Origin of the sequence: Rhizobium sp. Root491, assembly GCF_001427205.1 — a bacterium.
GTDB lineage: Bacteria > Pseudomonadota > Alphaproteobacteria > Rhizobiales > Rhizobiaceae > Agrobacterium > Agrobacterium tumefaciens.
The window spans coordinates 94,191-110,779 of the sequence record NZ_LMFF01000004.1 but is presented as its reverse complement, the minus strand read 5'-3'; the positions used below and the strand labels follow the sequence as shown (position 1 = coordinate 110,779).

At 59.3% G+C, this 16,589-nt stretch carries 17 protein-coding genes; 7 read left to right on the top strand and 10 right to left on the bottom strand.

The annotated features are described in order from the left end of the window. Nucleotides 1-184: 184 nt before the first annotated feature. A complete protein-coding gene (locus ASD46_RS09475) occupies nt 185-985 on the top strand; it encodes a hypothetical protein (protein ID WP_060642097.1) in 801 nt (266 codons plus the stop codon). A gap of 148 nt (nt 986-1,133) precedes the next feature. On the opposite strand, the gene ASD46_RS09470 is transcribed toward ASD46_RS09475, so the two are convergent. After that, complete coding sequence (locus tag ASD46_RS09470) at nt 1,134-1,883, bottom strand: DUF429 domain-containing protein (RefSeq protein WP_060642096.1); 750 nt, start codon at nt 1,881-1,883, stop codon at nt 1,134-1,136. A gap of 64 nt (nt 1,884-1,947) precedes the next feature. After that, the gene (locus tag ASD46_RS27455) at nt 1,948-2,103 is read right to left on the bottom strand and encodes a hypothetical protein (RefSeq protein WP_003515963.1); all 156 of its coding nucleotides are present in this window, start codon (nt 2,101-2,103) and stop codon (nt 1,948-1,950) included. Nucleotides 2,104-2,339: 236 nt separating this feature from the next. Here ASD46_RS27455 and ASD46_RS09460 point away from each other — a divergent pair, with 236 nt between their 5' ends. From ASD46_RS09460 to ASD46_RS09445, 4 genes are all read left to right on the top strand, one after another. Next, entirely contained in the window at nt 2,340-3,638 is a 1,299-nt protein-coding gene (locus ASD46_RS09460) for an efflux RND transporter periplasmic adaptor subunit (protein WP_035198968.1), read from the top strand. A gap of 14 nt (nt 3,639-3,652) precedes the next feature. After that, nucleotides 3,653-4,372 (top strand): ABC transporter ATP-binding protein, encoded by a 720-nt coding sequence (locus ASD46_RS09455; RefSeq protein ID WP_025593874.1) that lies wholly within the window; start codon nt 3,653-3,655, stop codon nt 4,370-4,372. Then, nucleotides 4,362-5,570 (top strand): ABC transporter permease, encoded by a 1,209-nt coding sequence (locus ASD46_RS09450; RefSeq protein WP_025593875.1) that lies wholly within the window; start codon nt 4,362-4,364, stop codon nt 5,568-5,570. The genes ASD46_RS09455 and ASD46_RS09450 overlap by 11 nt, the downstream gene beginning before the upstream one ends. A gap of 62 nt (nt 5,571-5,632) precedes the next feature. Then, nucleotides 5,633-5,914, top strand: a complete 282-nt coding sequence (locus ASD46_RS09445; RefSeq protein WP_019567106.1) for a hypothetical protein — start codon at nt 5,633-5,635, stop codon at nt 5,912-5,914. A 21-nt stretch (nt 5,915-5,935) separates the two neighbouring features. On the opposite strand, the gene sufA is transcribed toward ASD46_RS09445, so the two are convergent. The 7 genes from sufA to ASD46_RS09410 all read right to left on the bottom strand — a co-directional run bounded on the left by sufA (nt 5,936) and on the right by ASD46_RS09410 (nt 13,051). Continuing rightward, entirely contained in the window at nt 5,936-6,325 is a 390-nt protein-coding gene (sufA, locus tag ASD46_RS09440) for a Fe-S cluster assembly scaffold SufA (RefSeq protein ID WP_003515971.1), read from the bottom strand. A 112-nt stretch (nt 6,326-6,437) separates the two neighbouring features. Next, nucleotides 6,438-6,821: an SUF system Fe-S cluster assembly protein gene (locus ASD46_RS09435; RefSeq protein WP_003515972.1), complete on the bottom strand. Its 384-nt coding sequence runs from the start codon at nt 6,819-6,821 to the stop codon at nt 6,438-6,440. A gap of 23 nt (nt 6,822-6,844) precedes the next feature. Next, a complete protein-coding gene (locus ASD46_RS09430) occupies nt 6,845-8,095 on the bottom strand; it encodes a cysteine desulfurase (RefSeq protein ID WP_025593877.1) in 1,251 nt (416 codons plus the stop codon). Next, nucleotides 8,088-9,359 (bottom strand): Fe-S cluster assembly protein SufD, encoded by a 1,272-nt coding sequence (gene sufD / locus ASD46_RS09425; protein WP_060642099.1) that lies wholly within the window; start codon nt 9,357-9,359, stop codon nt 8,088-8,090. Before sufD ends, ASD46_RS09430 begins: the two co-directional genes overlap by 8 nt. A gap of 24 nt (nt 9,360-9,383) precedes the next feature. Further along, nucleotides 9,384-10,139, bottom strand: a complete 756-nt coding sequence (gene sufC, locus ASD46_RS09420) for a Fe-S cluster assembly ATPase SufC (RefSeq protein ID WP_003507958.1) — start codon at nt 10,137-10,139, stop codon at nt 9,384-9,386. Nucleotides 10,140-10,211: 72 nt separating this feature from the next. Further along, nucleotides 10,212-11,681, bottom strand: coding sequence for a Fe-S cluster assembly protein SufB (sufB, locus tag ASD46_RS09415; protein ID WP_003507956.1), 1,470 nt, complete (start codon nt 11,679-11,681; stop codon nt 10,212-10,214). A gap of 200 nt (nt 11,682-11,881) precedes the next feature. Beyond that, entirely contained in the window at nt 11,882-13,051 is a 1,170-nt protein-coding gene (locus ASD46_RS09410) for a cysteine desulfurase family protein (protein WP_025593882.1), read from the bottom strand. A gap of 211 nt (nt 13,052-13,262) precedes the next feature. Here ASD46_RS09410 and ASD46_RS09405 point away from each other — a divergent pair, with 211 nt between their 5' ends. Further along, complete coding sequence (locus ASD46_RS09405) at nt 13,263-13,940, top strand: alpha/beta hydrolase (RefSeq protein ID WP_003507952.1); 678 nt, start codon at nt 13,263-13,265, stop codon at nt 13,938-13,940. 114 nt (nt 13,941-14,054) lie between these two features. Here ASD46_RS09405 and ASD46_RS09400 read toward each other — a convergent pair whose 3' ends face one another. Beyond that, the gene (locus ASD46_RS09400) at nt 14,055-15,176 is read right to left on the bottom strand and encodes an anhydro-N-acetylmuramic acid kinase (RefSeq protein WP_035198543.1); all 1,122 of its coding nucleotides are present in this window, start codon (nt 15,174-15,176) and stop codon (nt 14,055-14,057) included. 151 nt (nt 15,177-15,327) lie between these two features. Between ASD46_RS09400 and tyrS the strand changes: the two genes are divergently transcribed. After that, complete coding sequence (gene tyrS, locus ASD46_RS09395; protein ID WP_003515978.1) at nt 15,328-16,581, top strand: tyrosine--tRNA ligase; 1,254 nt, start codon at nt 15,328-15,330, stop codon at nt 16,579-16,581. The last annotated feature ends 8 nt before the right edge of the window (nt 16,582-16,589 follow it).

Genomic DNA, 16,589 nt, shown 5'->3' with positions numbered 1-16,589 from the left:
TTGTCAGCGACAATCAGCGTGATAACTTGATCTCGACCGCGACCTAAGAATCTCATCCAGATTGTCGCCAGCGTCTCATCCTGATTGCCGCGCTACACTCAAGCCCGTACGCACCCGGCACCTCTACTGTGTGAACTCAGCGCATGCCGACTATGGGGTCAACAAAGATCGGATCAGAGCTTTGATGAAGGCAAATGATCCCCATTTTCGGGATGGCCTCCCAGACAGCCGCACCTACTTCGATGCCGTGGCCCTACGGTCGATCCTGGAAGCCGCCAACGATACCCTGACGAGCAAAGAGGCGGGTGCGGCGCTGGGACTTCGGGAAGAACGCCTTTACGACGTTCTCAACGCAGGCATTCTGGAGCAGGTCGAAACGCGGTCAGACGATGAACGGGCTTACACCCGCATCCGCAAGTCAGCGGTGGTGGAATTGACGCACCGTCTGACGGTGAAAATGACGGAGGTAGCGAGTGACGAGGGGTACATGTCGCTCAGCAAGGCCGCCCGCTCATGGCATCGCCCGTTCCACACACTGGTCGCCATGATCCTCGAAGGCAGCCTCGAGGCATTCATCGTTGCCGGCAGAACACCCATTCTGCAGAGAGCAAGGGTGGCATCGGACGCCCTGAAGCTCGAGAGCGGTCCGTTGGCCGGGGGCGACGACGAACTGATGCGGCTCAGGGAAGCGGAACGCGTGCTTGGTACGGCGACGTTCACGGTCGCGGATTTGATCAAGCGGGGTTATCTCCGTCAGCGAACCCTCCGTCGTGAGAATGGCCGGGAGGTGAAGTTTGTTGAGCGGCAGTCTCTGGCAGAGTTTCAGGCCGCCTATGTTTCCCTGACGGAGATCGCGAAAACTCGCAAAGGCCACAGGGCCGCGATCAAGGCAGAACTCGACCGAGCTGGAATCTCGCCGATCTTCGAACCCGAGGGGTTCATCGCCCGCTTCTACAGGAGATCAGAGCTTACCTGGATTGGGTAAGATCGACCCCAAATCGGGTAAAGACCGGCTTACAAAACCCGCTCCGGCGGGTTTTTCTTTGTCTTGCTTCAGAATGTGCCCAAATCAAACGCCGCAAGACGCCCAAGACGTTTTGGAGGCCCAAAAAATTCGTAACGATTTCAATGTCTCAATCTGCAAAATGGACAAACCACGACCGCGTAATCATCGCGGAAATGTCGTCGCCATACGGCACTGCCTCACTCTCCAAAGCACAAATCCCGACCCAGGCGCACACGACGGCATCCATCTTGTCCTCAAAAGCCTTCATCTCCCATCCCTTTGCGTTCGTCGCAGGGATGATGAGTGCATCGGCAACCCCACCTATCCGTCGATCCAGATGTGCGATGATGAACGACCAGACCTCGAGGAGTTTGGCGCGACGGTCTGCGGACGTATCCGACCGCCAGTAGCTGCCGACTTTTCCCTGCTTATACGGAAGCCGTTTCGCGGCGTTGGTCAGTTCAACAAGCGCAGGGTGCGGGTAGACTTCGAGCAGACCAGGACTGCTGATTTCCCTGGTTAATAACGGATATCTCGCAAGTTCAAACCCCATTTTAAGATCATCACTGACCTTGCCGGGCCTGATTGCATTTGGGGTGTGGGTGCCGCATTGCCGGGAACCATAGGCGGAAGACACCAGATTGTCAGAAGCACGGCGGGCAGTAATCGGTTGATGCGAGAGCGGCATGTCAATCGTAACGAGATCGATCTTGCATCCTGCAAGGGCTTCTGCGGCCGCCAGAAGCGCCGATGCTTCGGCAACTGATCCCCTTGGGCGATCAGCGAGAACCGGGATATCGGTTCCACAGGCAAGGAAGCCAACGTAGGAAGATGCGGCGGCACGCAGCGTCCAGCCTGTTCCATCGTTGATGACCAAGGCGACCCCGCTTGGCTGGGTAACAGTCCATGCGGCGTCTATACCCAATACGGCTTTCAGAGCGTCACCCCTGCCCGAACAGCGTAAAATACCCCCAGGCGGCGGCAAAAAAAGCGATGATGGCGGCGATCGTCAGGGCTTTTTTCGATTTTGGCCCAAGCGGCTGGCGCGGCTTTTTCGGGGGCGCCGGTTTGCGGAACTTCACCACATTGTCGTTCATTATATCATCGTCCTGCATGTCGCTGCTGAAACCGGCGCCACATCAGTGGCATCGGCCTTTTCGGATTTATCTCTAGCAGACCAGAGCTATCATAAATATTACCAAGTTTTCACTTCCCCCTTTAGGCAAGCTATGTCACTTCCCACAATCAGAGGAATACAAACAGCGACAGACGGACCGGAAACAGGGGGTGGAAACAATCCTCTGTGGTATTTTGAATTTTGCGGGTGACGAAAATGAATGACGCCAACACCAATGGCCGCGACACGGAAAACAGCCAGCCCGATCTGCGGGACATTCTGGGTACCAGCAGGTCAGGTAGAAAGAAGAAGTCGCGCCGCTATCTCTATGCCGCAGCAGCCGTGGTGCTGATCGGTGGGGGCCTTGGTTATTATTACCAGTCGCGTGCCGCAGGCGTCGCCTATACCTACACTACGGAAGCGGCGAGACAGGGCGACCTTTCCGTCATCGTAACCTCCACCGGCTCAGTCCAGCCGACCGATCAGGTCGACATATCGAGCGAATTGTCCGGCACCATTCGCAAGGTCAACGTTACCTATAACAGCCCGGTCAAATCAGGCGATATTCTGGCGGAACTGGACACCAACAAGCTGGAGGCCGACGTGCAGAGCGCCCGCGCCAAGCTTGCCTCCGCCAAGGCCAATGTGCTGAAGGCGCGCGCCGATCTCGGCTCGGCAAAAACATCGATGGAGCGTCTGCGGTCCCTCGTCCAGAGCCGGGTCTCCAGCCAGCAGGATCTGGATGCCGCGCAGTTCAACCACGATGCCGCCGGCGCCACGCTGCAGGTCAACGAGGCGACCGTGCTTTCGGCGGAAGCGGATTTGCGGCTGGCCGAGGTCAATCTCGGCAAGGCGAAGATCGTCTCGCCCATCGATGGTGTCATCCTCACCCGCAGTGTCGATCCCGGCGCCACCGTTGCCTCCTCGCTCAACGCTCCCGTGCTGTTCACCATTGCTGGCGATCTGCGCCATATGGAATTGCAGGTGTCGGTGGATGAGGCGGATGTCGGCAAGGTTGAAACCGGGCAGAAGGCCACCTTCAACGTCGATGCTTATCCCGACCGTAGCTTCCCGGCTGAAATAGAGACCGTGCGTTTCGCCTCCGAGACCGTGTCTAACGTAGTGACCTACAAGGGCATATTGACGGTGGACAATGAGGAGTTGCTGCTGCGCCCCGGCATGACGGCAACCGCCAATATCGTCGTCGAGGAGATCAAGGATACGCTGCTGGTGCCGAATTCCGCGCTCCGATATACGCCGCCGCGCGAATCCGCCTCCCGTGGCGGTGGCTTGATGAGCCTGTTCCGCTCTCCCCGCATGGGCCGGTCGCAGAACCGCGATGCCGGTCCGGCCGCGACAGGCAAAAGAACGGTGTGGGTGCTGCGTAACAACACACCCGTCTCGGTTTCGATCGAAACCGGCTCCACCGATGGCCAGCATACCGTGGTAAAATCGGGCGAGTTGAAGGCCGACGATCTGGTGATTACCGATGCCTCAGCCCGCAACGCCGGCTGACGGAGGAAAACCGCATGCAACAGCCGCCGCTCATAGAATTCCGCGATGTCGTCAAGCAATATGGACGGGGCGAAGCGACGATCCGCGCGCTTGACGGCGTCAGCCTGTCGATCCACGAGAAGGAATTCGTCGCTATCATGGGGCCATCCGGCTCCGGCAAATCCACCTCAATGAACATCATCGGCTGCCTGGATGTGCCGACATCGGGCGAATATCTGTTTCAGGGCGTGCCGACCAGCGGTTTCGACAATGAACATCTGACGCTGCTGCGCCGCCACATGCTGGGTTTCGTGTTTCAGGGCTTCAACCTCCTGTCGCGAACCTCGGCGGTGGAAAATGTCGAGCTGCCGCTCGTGTACCGGGGCATGAAAGCCTCGGAACGGCGCGCGCGCGCCATGGAGGCGCTTGCACAGGTGGGTTTGAATGGCCGCGAGCACCACACGACGCAGGAGCTTTCCGGCGGTCAGCAGCAGCGTGTGGCCATTGCACGGGCCATCGTCACCCGCCCCGCTCTGCTTCTGGCCGACGAACCCACAGGCAACCTCGACACCAAAACCAGCGCCGAGATCATGGAGCTGATCACCACGCTCAACCGCGACAAGGGCATTACGGTCGTCATGGTCACGCATGAAGAGGATATCGCTGCCCATGCGGGACGCCTCCTGCGTTTCGTGGACGGCCATCTCGCCTCCGACAGCGCAGCGGAAAACAAGGAGACTTCCGATGTTCTTTGAAACGTCGCGTCTCGCGCTGCGCGCCATCAGCCGCAACCTGCTCCGCTCCTTCCTCACCGTGCTCGGCGTCGTCATCGGTGTTGCCGCAGTGATCGCCATGGTAACCATCGGCAACGGCACAACCGAACAGGTGAAATCGGAATTGTCGCGGCTCGGCACCAACATGCTGTTCGTGCGCCCCGGCCAGTTCGGGCCCGGCCGCGCCAGCACGGAAGCCAAACGTTTCGATGATCGCGATGTCGAGGCGATCCGCAACCAGATCAGCGGCCTGCGCGCCGTTGCTCCTCAAAACCGCAGCTCCGCCGCAACGGTCATTTTCGGCGGCAAGAACCACCAGACAAGCGTCATCGGCACCACCAATGATTATCTTCTGGCACAGGACTGGACGCTTGCGCTGGGCCGTGACTTCCAGCCGGCCGAAGATCGCGGAGGGCAGATAGGCTGCATCATCGGCGAAACGGTGCGGCAGGAACTCTTTGGCGCTGAAAACCCGGTCGGACAAACGATCCGCGTCAGCAACATCTCCTGCCCCGTCATCGGTGTTCTCGCCCGAAAAGGCCAATCCGGCCTCGGTGACGATCAGGATGATACGATCATCATGCCGCTCAAAATCCACCAGCGGCGCATCGGCGGCACCACCACCATTTCCTCGATCATGGTCTCCGCGCAGGACGGCGTTTCCACCGCCAAGGTGCAAAGCGACCTGCAGAACCTGCTGCGGGAACGGCGGCGCATCAACATTGGCCGCGAGGATGATTTCACCGTCAACGACATGACGCAGATCGCCTCTGCCATGACCGGCACGACGACGCTGCTCACCGGGCTTCTGGGTGCGGTTGCAGCCGTCAGCCTGCTGGTCGGCGGCATCGGCATCATGAACATCATGCTGGTTTCGGTAACCGAGCGCACCCGCGAGATCGGCATTCGCCTCGCCATCGGCGCACTGGAAAAACAGGTACTGACGCAGTTTCTGGTGGAAGCCGTCATGCTTTCTGCCCTGGGCGGCACGGTCGGCATATTAACGGGCCTTGGCCTTGCCTATGGCGTCGTCAGCTTCCTCAACGTGCCCTTCGTCACCAGCCCGTCGATCATCTTCCTCGCCTTCGTCTTCTCGGCTGCCATCGGCGTGATTTTCGGCTATTTCCCGGCGCGGCGGGCAGCGAGTTTGAGCCCGATCGAGGCGCTGCGGCACGAGTGAGACGAGCCGTCGAGGCTGCAACGGCCTCAACGGAAAAGGTTCATGATTTACGGAGAGTTTCGATGTTCAAATCGGTATCGGATAGCGCCGCTGCTGCAGACGGCGGTTCGCTTGCGCTCTTCGTGGAACGAATTGACGGACAAACGGAACTGTTTGTGATCAATCGCTCCCTCGCGTCACGCGGAACGCCCGACTACAACAAAGTCAGCTCCAGCCTTCGACCACTTGCCGAGGAGGATTGCGGGAAGATCGCAGCAGCTCTCGAGCCGCTTTTGACAACGACGCCATCGATTCATCCGCTGGCGGATTTTATCGATACGTTGAAACAGCAAACATCCCGCTGATCGGCAAAATGGCGCAGCCAATCAAACGCTGGCTTCAGCCTCGCGCTGCTTCGCCAGCGCCGCCAGATCGGCAGGCTTCAGTTCCACCGACTCACCGCAGCCGCAAGCGGACGTCTGGTTCGGGTTGTTGAAGGTGAAGCCGGAGCGCATCTTGGTCACTTCAAAATCCATCTGGGTGCCGAGCAGATAGAGCACGGCGGAGGGCTGAACCCACACCTTGGCTCCATCGAATTCGACCAGATCGTCCTTCGCATCCGCTTCCGTCACGAGGTCGATGGTATATTCCATGCCCGCGCAGCCGCCCTTCTTGATGCCGACGCGCACACCCTTGGCGTCCGGGCCGGAATTCTCGACGATTGCTTTAACGCGCGAGGCAGCAGCGCCGGTCATGGTCATGATCGCAAAGCCCATGGGCTTAATTCTCCTTCGACAATCGAGTTCAAGGCTCGATGTTTATGGATTTCAATTTAATAGCGCTTGAAGGCGCCATCAAGGGATGACGACTGTCAAAATCACGTCAGTCTCAATACCAGCCGACGGCGACCTGAGCCTCTTCCGACATGCGGTCCGGCGTCCACGGCGGATCGAAGGTCATCGACACTTCGACACCGGAAACACCTTCGACCGCGCCGACGGCATTTTCCACCCAGCCAGGCATTTCGCCGGCCACCGGGCAGCCGGGCGCTGTCAGCGTCATGACGATCTTGACCATCCGGTCGTCCTCGATATCGATCTTGTAAACGAGACCGAGTTCGAAAATATCGGCCGGAATTTCCGGATCGTACACGGTTTTCAGCGCCGCGATCACGTCGTCGCTAAGACGCGCCAGTTCGTCGGGCGCAATGGAAGACGGCTTTGCAGCGTCTTCGGTCACATCATGGGTCTTTGCAGTGGCTTCGGCAGTCATGGTCCTGAACCTCAATCCTGATATCAGGCGAAAAATTTGCGCGCATAGTCAAGCGCCTCGACAAGACGATCTACTTCGGCGCGGGTATTGTAAAGGCCGAACGATGCCCGGCATGTGGAGGTGACGCCGAACCGTTTCAAGAGCGGCATGGCACAATGGGTGCCGGCACGCACGGCAACGCCGCGCCGGTCTATCACCATCGACACGTCATGGGCATGGATGCCCTCGAGTTCGAAGGAGAAGATACCGCCCTTATCAGGCGCATTGCCGATGATTCGCAGTGAGTTGACCTCGCGCAGCCGCTCGGCAGCATAGGCCGCAAGATCAGCCTCGTGGGCTGCAATCGCGGCACGGCCGAGATTGTCCATGTAATCAAGCGCATAGCCAAGACCGATAGCCTGCACGATGGGCGGCGTTCCCGCTTCGAAACGATGCGGCGGCTCGTTATAGGTCACATTGTCTTCGGACACGTCGAGGATCATCTCGCCGCCGCCCTGGAACGGCCGCATCTCGCTCAGGCGGTCAGCCTTGCCGTAGAGCACGCCGATGCCCGAGGGACCGTAAAGCTTGTGGCCGGTCATGACGTACCAGTCGCAATCGATATCGCGCACGTCGACCGGCATGTGAACCGCGCCCTGAGAGCCATCGACAAGCACCGGAATGCCGCGCTCATGGGCGATGTGGCAGATTTCCTTGACCGGCACGATGGTGCCCAGCGCATTCGACATATGGGTGATGGCAACGAGCTTGGTGCGCTCCGTCAGGCTTTTTTCGAAAGCCTCGATATGGAACGCGCCGTCATCATCGACAGGCACCCAGACAAGCTTGGCGCCCTGCCGCTCGCGAATGAAATGCCACGGCACGATGTTGGAGTGATGTTCCATGATCGAAATGACGATCTCGTCGCCCTCGCCGATCTTTGGCATGCCGTAACCGTAAGCAACCGTATTGATCGCCTCGGTGGAGGATTTGGTGAAGACGATCTCGTCCACCGAACCGGCATTCAGGAAACGGCGCACCTTTTCGCGCGCCGCCTCATAGGCGTCGGTTGCGGCATTGGAGAGGAAATGCAGGCCACGATGCACATTCGCATATTCATTGGAATAAGCATGCGAAACGGCGTCGATGACCACCTGCGGTTTTTGAGCGGACGCGCCGTTGTCGAGATAGACCAGCGGCTTGCCATAGACCTCGCGCGACAGGATCGGGAAATCCTTCCGCACGGCTTCAACGTCATAAGGGGCCGCCAATGCGGCGCGTTCGCTCTCAGGCATGATGTTCCAGCCAGCCGGAGATGATCGTCTCCAGCGCCTCTATCAGATTTTCTTCTTCCAGTTCCTCGGCGATCTCAGCGACAAAGGCATTGACGAGCATCGCCCGCGCTTTTGCCCGCGGCACGCCGCGCGCCATCAGATAATAGAGATGGTTGTCGTCAATATCGGCAACCGTCGCACCGTGACCGCACTGAACGTCGTCGGCGAAGATTTCAAGCTCCGGCTTTGCCGAGAACTCGCCATCGTCAGACATCAGCAGCGTATTGCACGCCATCTTCGCATCGGTCTTCTGGGCATCGGGGGCAACCCGGATCATGCCCTGGAAAATGCCCTTTGCACGGTCGAAGACCACGTTGCGTAACACTTCCGTCGAGGTCGTGTTCGGCACGTTGTGGCCAAGAACCATCGTCACGTCGGTATGGGTTTCGCCGCCCAACAGGTTGACGCCGCGAACGATGAGGTCAGTACCCTCGCCGTCCACGTCGATGCGCAGTTCCTGCCGCACCAGCTTACCGCCGGCATTGATGACAAATAGACGAATCTTGGCGTCCGCACCGATTTTCATGCGCAGCTGGCCAAGATGAATATCGGCCGCGCCCTGTTGCTGCAGGATGATCCAGGTCACTTCCGCACCGTCTTCGACAACGATGTCGGTGACGGAGGAGACAAGGGCGGCATCCGAAGTCACCGAAAGGTGACGCTCGATGACGGTCGCCTTCGAACCCTTGCCGAAGCGCACCGGGAAGCGGCTGTGAACCTGACCTGCGCCATGGATCGCCTGCAATTCGATCGGCTTTTCGATCTCGGCATCGGCGGGAATGTCGAGCATCAGACCGTCGCGCACGAAGCTGCCGTTGATACGGCCGATCACGTCGTCCTTGCTGGCTTCCGCAAGGCCTGTGGCGGCCGAGCCGTCAAGCAGGCTCTCGGCAAAGCTGGAAACGCTGATGTCTTCGATCTTGCCGACATTGGCCGTGCCATGCAGCACGTAGGCGACGGACGAGCCGGCGACAACAGACGCCTGCTTGTCGATAACAGGTGCGGGCTGGTCCTCGGGAATGGCACGCAACAGGCTCTTGAGATCGGTATAGTGCCACGCCTCGATGCGGCGGGTCGGAAGACCGCCGGTCTTCAGATCGTCGAACAGCACGTCACGGGCGGCGACAACCGCACCATTGCCCGGCAATTCGCTGAACTTGGCGGTATAGGCGTCGATCAGCGCGGTTTCCGCTGGCGTCAGCCGATTGGTCGTTTGAATGTTCATGGACATCACCTCCTGGCCTCTGGCTTAGGCCGCTTCACCGATGATGTCGGCGTAACCATTGTTTTCCAGCTCCAGCGCCAGGGCCTTGTCGCCCGAACGGATGATCTTGCCCTTGTAAAGAACGTGAACGCTATCAGGCACGATGTAATCGAGCAGGCGCTGGTAGTGGGTGATGACGACAGTGGCGCGATCCGGCGACTTCAGCGCATTGACGCCATCAGCCACAATCTTCAGCGCGTCGATGTCGAGGCCGCTATCGGTTTCGTCGAGAACGCACAGCTTCGGCTCCAGCAGTGCCATCTGCAGGATTTCGGCGCGCTTCTTCTCACCGCCGGAGAAACCGACGTTCAGCGGACGCTTCAGCATGTCCATGTCGATCTTAAGATCGCCGGCAGCTTCCTTGACGCGACGGATAAAGTCCGGCGTCGTCAGCTCGGCCTCGCCGCGCGCCTTGCGCTGCTCGTTCATAGCAACCTTGAGGAACTGCATGGTGGCAACACCCGGAATTTCGACCGGATACTGGAAGGCCAGGAAAATACCCTTGGCAGCGCGCTCGGCGGCATCCAGTTCCAGAATGCTTTCGCCGTTATAGAGGATGTCACCGGAGGTGACTTCATAGTCTTCGCGGCCCGACAGGATGTAGGACAGCGTCGACTTGCCGGAACCGTTCGGGCCCATGATGGCCGCAACTTCACCGGCAGCAACCTTAAGGTTGAGGCCCTTGATGATCTCGGTTTCGGTATCGGCGATCTTTGCGTGCAGGTCGATGATTTCAAGCATGGTTTTATCCTAAGAATAGTGTGAGCGAAGGTGCGCGAAACCGCGCACTCAAAGTGCGTATTCGTATGACGATCAGCCGACCGAACCTTCCAGCGAAATGCCGATCAGCTTCTGCGCTTCAACCGCAAACTCCATCGGCAGCTGCTGGATGACATCCTTCACGAAGCCGTTGACGATCAGTGCGATGGCCGACTCCTCGGGAATGCCGCGCTGCAGGCAATAGAACAGCTGGTCTTCGGAAATCTTCGACGTGGTCGCCTCATGCTCGAAATGAGCAGACGAATTCTTCGCCTCGATATAGGGCACGGTATGCGCGCCGCACTTGTCACCGATCAGAAGCGAGTCGCACTGCGTGAAGTTGCGCGTGTTGGTCGCCTTGCGGTGAGCCGAGACCTGCCCGCGATAGACGTTTTCCGAGAAACCGGCGGCAATGCCCTTGGCGATGATGCGGCTCGACGTGTTCTTGCCGAGATGGATCATCTTGGTGCCACTGTCGATCTGCTGATGGCCGTTGGAAACCGCGATCGAATAGAATTCGCCACGGCTGTCGTCGCCGCGCAAAATGCAGGACGGGTATTTCCAAGTGATGGCCGAGCCGGTTTCAACCTGCGTCCACGAAATCTTCGAACGGTTGCCACGGCAATCGCCGCGCTTGGTCACGAAGTTGTAGATGCCGCCCTTGCCGTCCTTGTCGCCCGGATACCAGTTCTGGACGGTGGAATATTTGATTTCGGCATCGTCGAGTGCCACCAGTTCCACCACGGCGGCGTGAAGCTGGTTCTCGTCGCGCTGAGGTGCCGTGCAGCCTTCCAGATAGGAGACGTAGGCGCCTTCTTCGGCGATGATCAGCGTGCGCTCGAACTGGCCGGTGTTCTTTTCGTTGATGCGGAAATAGGTGGAAAGCTCCATCGGGCACCGAACGCCTTTCGGCACGAACACGAAGGAACCATCGGTAAAGACGGCCGAGTTCAGCGTTGCGTAGAAATTGTCCGTCTGCGGCACGACCGAACCGAGATATTTCTTCACCAGATCAGGATATTCGCGCACGGCTTCGGAGATCGACATGAAGATCACGCCGGCCTTTGCCAGTTCCGCCTTGAAGGTGGTGACAACGGAGACGCTGTCGAACACCGCATCCACGGCCACACGACGGTTTTCCACGCCGGCCAGGATTTCCTGTTCCTTCAGCGGGATACCCAGCTTCTCGTAAACCTTCAGCAGCTCCGGATCGACTTCGTCCAGCGACTTCGGGCCGGGCGTGCTTTTCGGTGCGGCATAATAATAGAGATCGTTGAAGTCGATCTTGGGGTAGCTGACGCGCGCCCATGTCGGCTCTTCCATCGTCAGCCAGCGCTTGTAAGCCTCAAGACGCCATTCCAGCATCCATTCCGGCTCCTGCTTCTTGGCCGAGATGAAGCGGATCACCTCTTCCGAAAGGCCCTTCGGGGCCTTGTCGACTTCGATTTCGGTTTCGAAGCCGTATTTATACTGGTCCACATCGATCTGGCGAACCTGATCGATCGTTTCCTGAACCGCTGCCATGTCGTTCTCCAATCTCGCCGGAGCCAAGGTCCGGTGGCTTGTCAACGTATCAAGGCGGATAGCCGCCTTCATCCATCTTCGGGCAAATAATCCGGGCCCGTATAAACGGGGCGGAGCTAATACCCATGTAAGTGCGGGATGGCGCTTTTCACACATCCCGGCAAGCGGAAAATTGCTATTCCGCAATTCTTTGCCGCATTTTAAGCGGCCTGACCGGTCAGCCTGCGCCGCCCGGCAATTTTCGTAAAGGCTGCGAGCGCGCGCTCGATATCCGCCTCATCAGTCGCATGACCAAGGGAAATCCTGAGTGCGCCAAGCTTGGGATCGCGTCCCATCGCCGTCAGCACATGGCTTTCACCCACCTTGCCGGACGAGCAGGCCGAACCGGCCGAGAGCGCAATGCCTTCGATATCGAATGCAATCTGGCCCGTTTCCGCCTTCAAACCGGGCAAGGTGAAAAACGTGGTATTGCCGACACGGCCGACATCCTCACCGTAGATGATCACGTCAGGCGCGACTGCCCGCATGCCGTCTTCCAGCCTTGCGCGCAGCGCTGCAAGACGCGTCGCTTCGGTCTCGAGGTTTTGCGCAGCAATAGCGGCGGCGGCACCGAAACCGATGACCGACAGGGTATTTTCAGTACCGGAACGATGTCCCTTTTCCTGACCGCCACCATGGATCAGCGGCTTCGGCATCATCACCTCGCCGCGGGACACCAGCGCCCCAGCACCCTTCGGGCCACCAAGCTTGTGGGACGAGATCACAAGGAAATCGGCATCCAATGCATTGATATCGAGCGGGATGCGGCCGGCAGCCTGCACGGCATCGACGACCATCAATCCCCCAGCTGCATGTGCAAGCCGCGCCGCTTCAGCCACCGGCTGAAGAATGCCGGTCTCATTATTGACCAGCATGCAGGCGACCATCGGCAGACCAGTGGACTTGTCGTGCGATGACAGCAGCGCCTCAAGGGCCGCAAGATCGATGACACCCGCTGACGTAACGGGAATTTCCGTAACGTCAGCCTTGTCGAACCGGCCCCCTTCGCGAAAAGCCGGGTGTTCGATCGCCGAAACGTAAAGACGACCATAGCGTACGGGAGCGCGCCCCATCTTGAATTCAGGCGAAAGCACCAGATTGGCCGCTTCGGTCGCACCGCTCGTAAAGGTCACGTGCGACGCCTGGGCGCCGCAGACCACAGCAACGTCACGACGCGCGGCCTCGACGGCCGCACGGGCTGCGCGCCCTTCCCGGTGTACGGAGGACGGATTACCCGTGATATCGAGAGCGCGGACAAGAGCATCCCGCACCGCAGGCAAAAGCGGCGCCGTGGCGTTCCAGTCCATATATGTGCGCGTCAAAACCGTCATCGCGGAAAAGCTTCGCTCAATCTTCCATGCGCCAAAACGCATTTTTCTTGAAATTACAGTTGCGCTTGCCTTATGACACGGTCCGAGTGCTTAAGCACACGCAAAGTTTCGAATTATTCTAAACTGCGTTCTAGAAAAGATGACACAGTTCGTCAAGTCTTCTCGTCGGAAGAATGCGGTTGGAGAATGAAAAAACACGACCGGAGTACCAATGCCCGAAGTCATTTTTAACGGCCCTGCGGGTCGCCTCGAAGGCCGTTATCAACCCTCCAAGGAAAAGAGCGCGCCGATAGCGATCATCCTTCATCCGCACCCGCAGTTCGGCGGCACGATGAACAACCAGATCGTTTATCAGCTCTTCTATCTTTTCCAGAAGCGCGGTTTCACGACGCTCCGGTTCAACTTCCGCTCCATCGGCCGCAGCCAGGGCGAGTTTGACCATGGCGCCGGCGAGCTTTCCGATGCCGCGTCCGCTCTCGACTGGGTGCAGAGTCTGCATCCCGATTCGAAAAGCTGCTGGGTCGCCGGTTATTCCTTCGGCGCCTGGATCGGCATGCAGCTTCTGATGCGTCGCCCGGAAATCGAAGGTTTCATGTCGATTGCGCCGCAGCCCAACACCTACGACTTCTCTTTCCTCGCCCCCTGCCCGTCTTCCGGCCTCATCATCAATGGCGACGCCGACAAGGTCGCGCCTGAGAAGGACGTCAACGGTCTGGTCGAAAAGCTGAAGACCCAGAAGGGCATCCTCATCACCCACCGCACCCTTCCCGGCGCCAACCACTTCTTCAACGGCAAGGTTGATGAGCTGATGAGCGAATGCGAGGACTACCTCGACCGCCGCCTGAATGGCGAACTGGTTCCGGAACCGGCAGCGAAGCGCATTCGGTGATTTAGGAGCGCAGCTTAGGTCAGTGTTGATCTACCTACAATGATCGACGGCGGGCTTGGCTCACCCCCTCTGACCGGCAGGGCAGAGGGGGTGAGCCAAGCCCGCCGTCGTCTATTACGCCCTGACCAAAACCCCACCCGTAACCGGCTCATTCACCCCCGTCGTCCCTGGATAGGTTAGCGGCAGCCCCTTCAGCGATCGCACCGCCAGATAGGCCCAGGCCTCCGCCTCCATCGCCCCGCCGTCGAACCCCGCCTCTTCCGCCGCGATTACCCGCGCACCCTGCTTGGCAGCAAGGCTCGCAAACTCTTCCATGATAACAGGATTGAGTCGCCCGCCGCCGCAGATCACATAGGTCTTAGCCGCTTCCGGCAGATAGCTCGCCGATTTGAGGATCGCGGCACCCGTCAGATGCGACAGCGTGCGTGCGCCGTCCGCCAGCGAAACCTCGCCCTTTTGCGGCGGCACGAAATCGCTGCGGTCAAGCGAGCGGCGGATATTGGCCGAGAAGAACGGGCTTTCCATGTAGCGCGTCACTAGCGAGGCAACGACGCTGCCGCCCGCCGCCGTCCTGCCGCCCTTGTCGAAGGCTTTGCCCGTATGCGCCTCGATCCACTGGTCGATCAGCATATTGCCGGGACCGCTGTCGAAAGCCGCAAGCCGCCCTCCCTCGCCGATATAGGTGAGATTGGATATGCCGCCGATATTGACGAAGACGGCGGGCGTTTCGAAGCCATCAGGCAGATTGACGGAGAGCGCCATGTGGTACGCAGGAATGAGCGGTGCGCCCTGCCCGCCATGCACCATGTCGTTGGCACGCATGTCGTAAACCACATCGATACCGGTTTCCTCGGCCAGAAGCGCGCCGTCGCCGATCTGCACGGTCAACGCCTCATCCGGCCGATGCAGCACCGTCTGGCCATGAAAACCGATCACGTCTATATCGCTGGCTTCAAGCCGGTGGCGGTGGAGGAAGGATTTGACTGCCGCCGCATGGGCAAGCGTCAGCTTGCGTTCCGCATCCGCGAGGTCACCCGGACGCTCGCGCCGTTCGCGAATGGCTTTGGCCGTAACCAGCGCCTTCTGCCACGTGGCGCGCAGGCCCGGATCATAGGGGAAATAACCGCTCGGCCCATGCCGGACCACGTTTTCGCCATCCGTGCGCAACAGGCCGATATCGATGCCGTCCATCGACGTCCCGCTCATCAGCCCGATTGCCGTTTTGACCTCGCCCACGCGCTGCTCCCTTTCAATATCGAATCATGCGGAGATGAATCGCCGTTATTCATGGCCGAAACGGGTGCACTTTTCAAAAAACAATGGTAAAGCCCCCCCGCGTTCATTGACAGACAATGACGGCAAAGGTCCAACCAGAAAGAAAAAGGTTATGTCCAGGTTCAAGTCCGATTTCCTCCGCACGCTCGATGAGCGCGGCTTCATTCACCAGATCTCCGACGAGTCGGGTCTCGACGAACTGTTCGCCAAGGAAACCGTGACCGCCTATATCGGCTATGACCCGACGGCCTCCAGCCTGCATGTCGGCCACCTCACCCAGATCATGATGCTGCACTGGATGCAGAAGACCGGTCACCAGCCGATTTCTCTGATGGGCGGCGGCACCGGCATGGTTGGCGATCCATCCTTCAAGGAGGAGGCCCGCAAGCTGATGACGATCGACATGATCGAGGACAACATCACCTCGCTCAAGCACGTCTTCGCCAACTACCTCGATTACGATCGCGCGGAAAATCCGGCACTGATGATCAACAATGCCGACTGGCTGCGTGGGCTCAACTACCTCGAATTCCTGCGCGACGTCGGCCGCCACTTCTCGGTCAACCGCATGCTGTCCTTCGACAGCGTGAAGACGCGCCTCGACCGCGAGCAGTCGCTGTCCTTCCTCGAATTCAATTACATGATCCTCCAGGCCTACGATTTCGTGGAGTTGAACCAGCGTACCGGCTGCCGCCTGCAGATGGGCGGCTCTGACCAGTGGGGCAACATCATCAACGGCATCGACCTCGGTCACCGCATGGGGACACCGCAGCTCTATGCGCTGACCTCCCCGCTTTTGACCACGTCTTCGGGTGCGAAGATGGGCAAGTCCGCGTCTGGTGCCGTCTGGCTCAACAAGGACCTGCTACCGGTCTATGATTTCTGGCAATACTGGCGCAACACGGAAGACGCGGACGTGGTTCGCTTCGCGAAGCTCTTCACCACGCTGCCGATGGATGAGATCGCACGCATCGCCGCCCTTGGCGGATCTGAGATCAATGAGGCGAAGAAAATCCTCGCAACGGAAGTGACGGCTATCCTGCATGGCCGTGCCGCTGCCGAAGAAGCTGCCGAAACGGCGCGCAAGACTTTCGAGGAAGGCGCGCTTGCTGAAAACCTGCCCTCCATCGAGGTTCCGGCATCCGAACTCGATGCCGGCGTCGGCGTCCTGTCGCTCATCGTCCGCGCTGGCCTTGCCGGCTCGAATGGCGAAGCCCGCCGTCACGTTCAGGGCGGCGCGGTAAAGATCAACGACAAGGGCGTATCCGACGATCGCCAGATGATCGGTTCCGCCGAGATCACCGGCGATGGCATCATCAAGCTTTCGGTTGGCAAGAAGAAGCACGTTCTCGTTCGCCCGGCGTAACACCCGCG

Bases quoted from the DNA above. Each gene is read 5' to 3' on its own strand.
- ASD46_RS09460 (WP_035198968.1), top strand. From the start codon at position 2,340: ATGAATGACGCCAACACCAATGGCCGCGACACGGAAAACAGCCAGCCC.
- ASD46_RS09405 (WP_003507952.1), top strand. From the start codon at position 13,263: ATGCCCGAAGTCATTTTTAACGGCCCTGCGGGTCGCCTCGAAGGCCGT.
- sufA (WP_003515971.1), bottom strand. From the start codon at position 6,325: ATGGGCTTTGCGATCATGACCATGACCGGCGCTGCTGCCTCGCGCGTT.
- ASD46_RS09445 (WP_019567106.1), top strand. From the start codon at position 5,633: ATGTTCAAATCGGTATCGGATAGCGCCGCTGCTGCAGACGGCGGTTCG.
- tyrS (WP_003515978.1), top strand. From the start codon at position 15,328: ATGTCCAGGTTCAAGTCCGATTTCCTCCGCACGCTCGATGAGCGCGGC.
- ASD46_RS09410 (WP_025593882.1), bottom strand. From the start codon at position 13,051: ATGACGGTTTTGACGCGCACATATATGGACTGGAACGCCACGGCGCCG.
- ASD46_RS27455 (WP_003515963.1), bottom strand. From the start codon at position 2,103: ATGAACGACAATGTGGTGAAGTTCCGCAAACCGGCGCCCCCGAAAAAG.
- sufC (WP_003507958.1), bottom strand. From the start codon at position 10,139: ATGCTTGAAATCATCGACCTGCACGCAAAGATCGCCGATACCGAAACC.
- ASD46_RS09455 (WP_025593874.1), top strand. From the start codon at position 3,653: ATGCAACAGCCGCCGCTCATAGAATTCCGCGATGTCGTCAAGCAATAT.
- ASD46_RS09475 (WP_060642097.1), top strand. From the start codon at position 185: ATGAAGGCAAATGATCCCCATTTTCGGGATGGCCTCCCAGACAGCCGC.
- sufB (WP_003507956.1), bottom strand. From the start codon at position 11,681: ATGGCAGCGGTTCAGGAAACGATCGATCAGGTTCGCCAGATCGATGTG.
- ASD46_RS09430 (WP_025593877.1), bottom strand. From the start codon at position 8,095: ATGCCTGAGAGCGAACGCGCCGCATTGGCGGCCCCTTATGACGTTGAA.
- ASD46_RS09450 (WP_025593875.1), top strand. From the start codon at position 4,362: ATGTTCTTTGAAACGTCGCGTCTCGCGCTGCGCGCCATCAGCCGCAAC.
- sufD (WP_060642099.1), bottom strand. From the start codon at position 9,359: ATGAACATTCAAACGACCAATCGGCTGACGCCAGCGGAAACCGCGCTG.
- ASD46_RS09435 (WP_003515972.1), bottom strand. From the start codon at position 6,821: ATGACTGCCGAAGCCACTGCAAAGACCCATGATGTGACCGAAGACGCT.